General features: G+C 29.1%; 5 protein-coding genes. 2 read left to right on the top strand and 3 right to left on the bottom strand.

Features of this window, described 5'->3' with window-relative positions; translation table 11 throughout:
- On the bottom strand, window positions 1-274 hold a 274-nt coding region (locus AB1Z17_RS14045; RefSeq protein ID WP_368052397.1), incomplete at its 3' end, for a DUF2891 family protein.
- Between the two features lie 2 nt (window positions 275-276).
- A complete protein-coding gene (locus AB1Z17_RS14040; RefSeq protein ID WP_368052396.1) occupies window positions 277-2589 on the bottom strand; it encodes a M28 family peptidase in 2313 nt (770 codons plus the stop codon).
- Between the two features lie 146 nt (window positions 2590-2735).
- Between AB1Z17_RS14040 and AB1Z17_RS14035 the strand changes: the two genes are divergently transcribed.
- Window positions 2736-4151 carry an alkaline phosphatase gene (locus AB1Z17_RS14035; RefSeq protein ID WP_368052395.1) on the top strand — a complete coding sequence of 472 codons (1416 nt, stop codon included), beginning with the start codon at window positions 2736-2738 and terminating at the stop codon, window positions 4149-4151.
- Window positions 4152-4338: 187 nt separating this feature from the next.
- Here the strand turns inward: AB1Z17_RS14035 and AB1Z17_RS14030 are convergent, their stop codons facing one another.
- Window positions 4339-4686, bottom strand: coding sequence for a hypothetical protein (locus AB1Z17_RS14030; RefSeq protein ID WP_368052394.1), 348 nt, complete (start codon window positions 4684-4686; stop codon window positions 4339-4341).
- Window positions 4687-4920: 234 nt separating this feature from the next.
- On the opposite strand from AB1Z17_RS14030, the gene AB1Z17_RS14025 reads away from it, so the two are divergent.
- The gene (locus tag AB1Z17_RS14025) at window positions 4921-5256 is read left to right on the top strand and encodes a single-stranded DNA-binding protein (RefSeq protein ID WP_368052393.1); all 336 of its coding nucleotides are present in this window, start codon (window positions 4921-4923) and stop codon (window positions 5254-5256) included.
- Window positions 5257-5876: the final 620 nt, after the last annotated feature.

The following is a 5876-nucleotide window of genomic DNA, read 5'->3' as shown; positions in this document are numbered from 1 at the left end:
AATGCCAATCAAAACAGCCATAAAAAGCAGGATGTAATTCTGAAGGTTCTTTTAAATAAGTAGCATCTCCTAAAACTTGACCCAATTTGTTCGGATATTCCTGATCGATACATTCAAAAGCAAAATGATATAAATAATTGGCGCTTTTGGCATTTAAAACAGGTTTTGAATACACGATTTCATTTTGTGTATTAATTGCGGTTTTTTCTTGTGGTATCTTCTTACAACTAAAAATAAAAATTGTTATGAATACTAATATCGATATTTTTTTCATTGTTAAAATTTTATGTTTGTTTTTATAACTGTGGCATCATTTAAAACAAATGGCATTGGCAGCATAGATTTAGATCGAGGTTGGGTTTTAAAAAGTGGATTTGTAAATAAATCGAATTTCGATTCTAAAATATCAATATCAAACTTTTGGTTTATAGCAACAACAAATTCAAAATCAATAATTTCATTTTCATCAGTTCTATAATAACTTAAAATCGATCCTGATTTAATTGAAAGGACATTGTTTTTAATTGCCTCTTTTTTTAATGCAACATCATTCACATTAAACTCTTTAAATTCAATTGGAGATGTGGTTAACAATTCAATTTTATTCGCATTCCTATTTGAATAAATACTTAAACAAATTCTTCTGTTTGAATTTATAATTGTGTCCGAGACTATGGTTATGGTTGGCTTTTCAAGTGGTACTATTTCGGTTTGCTTATGTAACTTAATCTTTGTTTTGTACTTACTTGCAATTGTGTTAGCATCGTAACTTCCTTTTGTAGGGTTTTCACCTAAAAATTGGGTTGTAAAATCATCTGTTGTTGTATTATAACTTGCCCAATATGCTTTATTTACAGTAGCATCTACGACATATATTATACTATTTGGTTGTTTTCTATCTTCGGAAAATCCTGAATTTACAGTTGCCGAAATCAATGCCATACCTCCTATCAGAAAAAATAAATAAGGTATTTTCCGTTGGTTTTTATAGTACTGAAAAACAGGAATAAGCAAACCAAATAATAACACTGTAAAAATTGTGCTAATAATTAACATTTTTAAACCTAAACCAACAGGAAACAATTTTATTAAAGGTGAAAAAATAATTAGAATCGGAATTACTGCAATTGAAAATAATACAACCCTGTTTTCAGGCTTGTTAAAAACTAAAATACTTAATATTAAAAGTAAAATTATCACTGGAATTATAAAAAAAGCGGCTCCTGGTAAATAAAAGGCAATGCCAACATTTAGTAGTATCCAAATAAATAATGGTGCTATTACCAAATCTTGTGCAGTCCGTTTTTTGAAAAACCCTTTATAAAACCAAAAACAGATTGCCAAAGTTAGAGCGACAAAAGCTGCTATATAATAATATCCGTTATAGGTAAATCCGTGTAAAATATCTTTATAATTTGGATGAATTTTTAGTAAAATCTTCAAACAATAAATAGCCAGAAAGCTAGAAATTAAAAGCGACAATATAAATGGAATAAACCCTTTTAAAAATCCTACAATAGTTAGTCTTTTGTTAGAGAACCCAACAATTAATAAAACTAAAAATAACAACCCACAAATTAACACCATAGGTAATACCCAAGAAAATGGGTAAAACACCATTCCAAAAAAAGGGAAATTAAAATATACAAAATCCTCATCAGCCTTCAAAATGGATAAATCGGCATTTGAAAAATAATTCAACGTCGCTTTTAAGTATGATGCTTGATGCTGAAACGTATTTAAATCCATACGCTCAAAAGCATCTTGCGCAGTATGGTAATCGAAATGATCTCCAATAAATGCAAAATTAAAACCATCAATATCTCCATCTTCCCTAAAAACAGTTAAATCCGTATCGTTGGGCAACATTTTATAAACACTATACATTAAGGAGTTTGCAGCTGGAAAGGGTGTATTTGCATTATGAAATGCTTCGATTAAATTTTTATTCCCGCCATTGGTTTCCATTAACATATAACTTGGACCACCACTTCCTCTTGCTTCAAAATTTAAAACAAGCCCAACATCTTTTGCCCAAGGGTGATTATTTACAAAAGCATTTGCGCCTAGCAATCCTAATTCTTCAGCATCGGAAATACAAATAATTATATCATTCTTAGGAATTTTATTTTCAGCTAAAAAAGCACGAATTCCTTCCAGAACAACTACAACTCCGCTTCCTGCATCACTTGCACCTAATGAAGAATGTGGATTGGAATCGTAATGCGAAAGTAACAACAGGGCTTTTCCATTTTCAGAACCTTTAATTCTTGTTAAAATATTTTTAGTATTTGTAGCTGCTCTCCATTTCTTATTTACGGCAACCTGTTCTTGGATTTCAACAGTTAGTCCAAGTTTTTCAAATTCATTAACTAGGTAGTTTCTAACAACGATATGTTCAGCGGATCCAGTATAATGGGGTTTTTCTGAAATTTTCTTTAAATGAGTTAACGCATTTTTATTAGAAAACGCTGTTTCACTTAATACTGTTTGCTTATTAAATGTGGGCATTAAGGAACTAAAACTAAAGTAAACTGCACATACAATTACTAAAATTGAAATTACTTGAGAGTACCTTTTTGAAATCATTTTTACAAAATTGAATTCCCTAAAATTAATTTATTTTTTAGTCTAATTAAAATAAATTGTTAACGTTTCATTAAATGTTTTAAAAAAGAAATAAATAATACACTAATAATTATCTTTGAAAAATATTATTTTTTATAATCCTGAATATGAATAGAAGAAACTTTTTTAAAAACGGATCTCTTTTTGCACTTGGTACATCACTATTAAATCCTTTTGATTTAAGTGCAACAACTTTAGACAATGATTTCATAAATAAAAATAGAAAAGCTAAAAATATAATTGTATTAGTAAGTGATGGTATGAGTACTGGTACTTTAAACATGGCAGATTTATACCTTTCAAGAAAAACTGGAAAAGGGAGTAATTGGCTTCAATTATATAAAGACAATAGAGTAAATAGAGCATTAATGGATATGGCTTCTGCAAATTCTATTGTTACAGATTCTGCTGCTGCAAGTTCCTCTTGGGGAAGTGGTTTTAGGATAAAAAATGGAGGTATAAATATTGGAACCAAAGGTGAAGCATACCTCCCAATTTGGCAAAAATTTAAAAAAGCGGGTAAAATGGCAGGTTGCGTAACTACCGTACCCATAACGCATGCAACTCCTGCAGGGTTTTGTGTAAACAGTAAAAGTAGAAACGACCAAGAAGGTATTGCCGAAAAGTATTTAACCCAAAAATTTGATGTTATGATGGGGGGAGGAGAAAAATATTTCTCTGCCGATTACAGAAAAGATAAGGTAGATATATATCAAAAATTTGAAGCTGGAGGTTATCAAGTTGTTAAAACTAGAAACGAAATGTTGAAAGCAACTAATGAAAAACCAATTTTAGGTGTTTTTTATAATGATGGATTGCCTTATACTGTAGATAGAAACAGTAGTAAGGAACTCTCTGAAAAAATTCCAACATTGGGAGAAATGACACAAAAAGCAATTGACCGTATGAAAAATCATAAAGAAGGATTTGTGTTGCAAGTAGAAGCAGGAAAAGTAGATTGGGCTGCCCATGGTAATGATATTGCAGGTTTGCTATACGATCAAGTTGCCCATGACGAAGCCGTGAAAGTAGCTATAGATTTCGCTGAAAAAGATGAAAACACCTTGGTTATAATTACTTCAGATCACGGAAACGCAAACCCTGGTGTTATTTATGGAAAAAAAGCGAACAAACAATTTGATAGCATACAACAGTACAAGCATACCAACGATTGGATTTTAAATGGTTTTGGAAAAGAAACTTCAATTTCTCAAATTAAAGAAAGAATCGAATATGCTAATAGTTTTGCAGTAACAGATGATGAAGCTAAATTACTTTTAGGGTATTATACTTCTATTAAAGCTGAAGATGGCTTATATAATTATAAACATTTACCATTTAATGAATTAGCCAAAATTCAAAAAAACCACAACGCTGTTGGGTGGATAAGCATGCAGCATTCTGCCGATTATGTTGAACTGGCTATGTTTGGTCCTGGAAGTGAATTATTAACTTCTTTTATAAAAAATACCGACTTACATTATTTAATGTTAGAAGCTGCTGAAGTTGAAAATAACTTTTAAATGCTATATCATATCGTTTTGCTATATTTTAAATATCAAATAGAACGTCATCCTATGTTTGTAAAATGAAGTAATCTGTGTTTTTAGAATTCCAATTCATGAGATTGCTTCAACTTTTTCAAAGTTTCGCAATAACGAAATACATTATTATTATTATTATTTGAAGTTTTTCTACTTAGTAAAACAATCACTCTTTCTTAATTAAAAGATAATAATCGTTATCTAAAGCAAGATATCCTTGATTGTATATATAATAATAGGTATTCCCTGTTTTAGTAGTGTATATTGAAGTGAAATAGTTAAAATCAAAGTTTCCATCTAATAATTTGGTTCTAGTAACTTTAGTTTTTCCAGAAGTATTTAACTCGCAAAGCAATCTATGATTTTTTCTAAGTCTGTTATTAATATTTCTAATTAGGTTTTTACTATCCTTATTAACTTTGTTATTGTAAGTATTTCTACAATAATCTGAACAGAACTTTTTATCTATTCTTCCTTTTAGTGGCTCATCGCATTCTAAACAATTTTTTTTCATCTCATTTAATTTTTATAATCTCCAGTCTTAGACCTACAACTTCTCACTTCTCAACTCTCACTTCTCACTTTTCACGTTCCAATCTCAAATATAGTAAAAAATATCCGTTTACAAACGACTACAAACATTTACATACGAAAGTAACTACATAACAACCGAATAAAACTTGCAAGTTGTTAAATATTTGCACCGTTGAATTGACCGAATGATATTCAACTTATAAAAACTTATCTTATGAATACGTTAAGAAACAAAGTACAGTTAATTGGAAATTTAGGAAACAAGCCAGAAATTATTACATTAGAATCTGGAAAAAAATTAGCAAAGTTCTCAATTGCAACAAATGAAAATTACAAAAACGCACAAGGAGAAAAAGTTACAAATACCGAATGGCATAATTTAGTAGCTTGGGGTAAAACAGCAGAAATAGCAGAAAACTATTTAGAAAAAGGAAAAGAGATCGCTATTGAAGGAAAACTAACAACAAGAAGTTATGACGACAAAGACGGCAATAAACGCTATATTACAGAAGTAGTGGTAAGTGAGTTATTGCTTTTAGGTGCAAAGTAAGATCAAATAGTAACATTACCTTATTTTAAATTGTAACTACAAAATTATCAACCTGTATCAAACAAATTACCAAATTGTTTCGTAACAGGTTTTTTTAGTGAAAACTGTTTAATATCTAACACTTTAAAAAGTACTCCTAAATTACATTACTTTGACAATGCCATTAAAAGAATACATTTTCAAAGAATAACTTAATTTATAACACCCCACGAAACATTTTCCACCGTTAATAATTATACATACATATAGAAATTTGCAAAAAAAAAGACAAAAAAGTGATATTTTATCACTTCTAACATTATAATTAGCCTTTTAATCACAAAAAATTCTTTTAAAAGATGATAATTAATGAATTTTGATGCGTTACAATTTGTATAAATTTAATTCTTAAGCAAAAAACTACTTCACACACTTATTTTAAACCATTGTCTTCTAGCTTTTTAAAGCTAATTATTACAAATAAGCTCCATATAGGCTAAAAATTTGATAGTTTTTACAAATCAATTATTGCATAATAAAAAATTTTATGTAGTTTTGTTAACTAATTGTAATAACACAAGTTTATTAACCTATTTAAATTTTAAAGAATATTAATTAAAAAGTTACAAAATGAAAAATTT

Source organism: Lutibacter sp. (assembly GCF_040883305.1).
Taxonomy (GTDB): Bacteria; Bacteroidota; Bacteroidia; order Flavobacteriales; family Flavobacteriaceae; genus Lutibacter.
The sequence above is the reverse complement of the archived record's forward strand: the minus strand, read 5'-3'. Positions and strand labels throughout refer to the sequence as shown.

What these genes read in the sequence shown, in the direction of transcription:
- AB1Z17_RS14040 (WP_368052396.1), bottom strand. Translation starts at nt 2,589, where the DNA reads ATGATTTCAAAAAGGTACTCTCAAGTAATTTCAATTTTAGTAATTGTA.
- AB1Z17_RS14035 (WP_368052395.1), top strand. Translation starts at nt 2,736, where the DNA reads ATGAATAGAAGAAACTTTTTTAAAAACGGATCTCTTTTTGCACTTGGT.
- AB1Z17_RS14030 (WP_368052394.1), bottom strand. Translation starts at nt 4,686, where the DNA reads ATGAAAAAAAATTGTTTAGAATGCGATGAGCCACTAAAAGGAAGAATA.
- AB1Z17_RS14025 (WP_368052393.1), top strand. Translation starts at nt 4,921, where the DNA reads ATGAATACGTTAAGAAACAAAGTACAGTTAATTGGAAATTTAGGAAAC.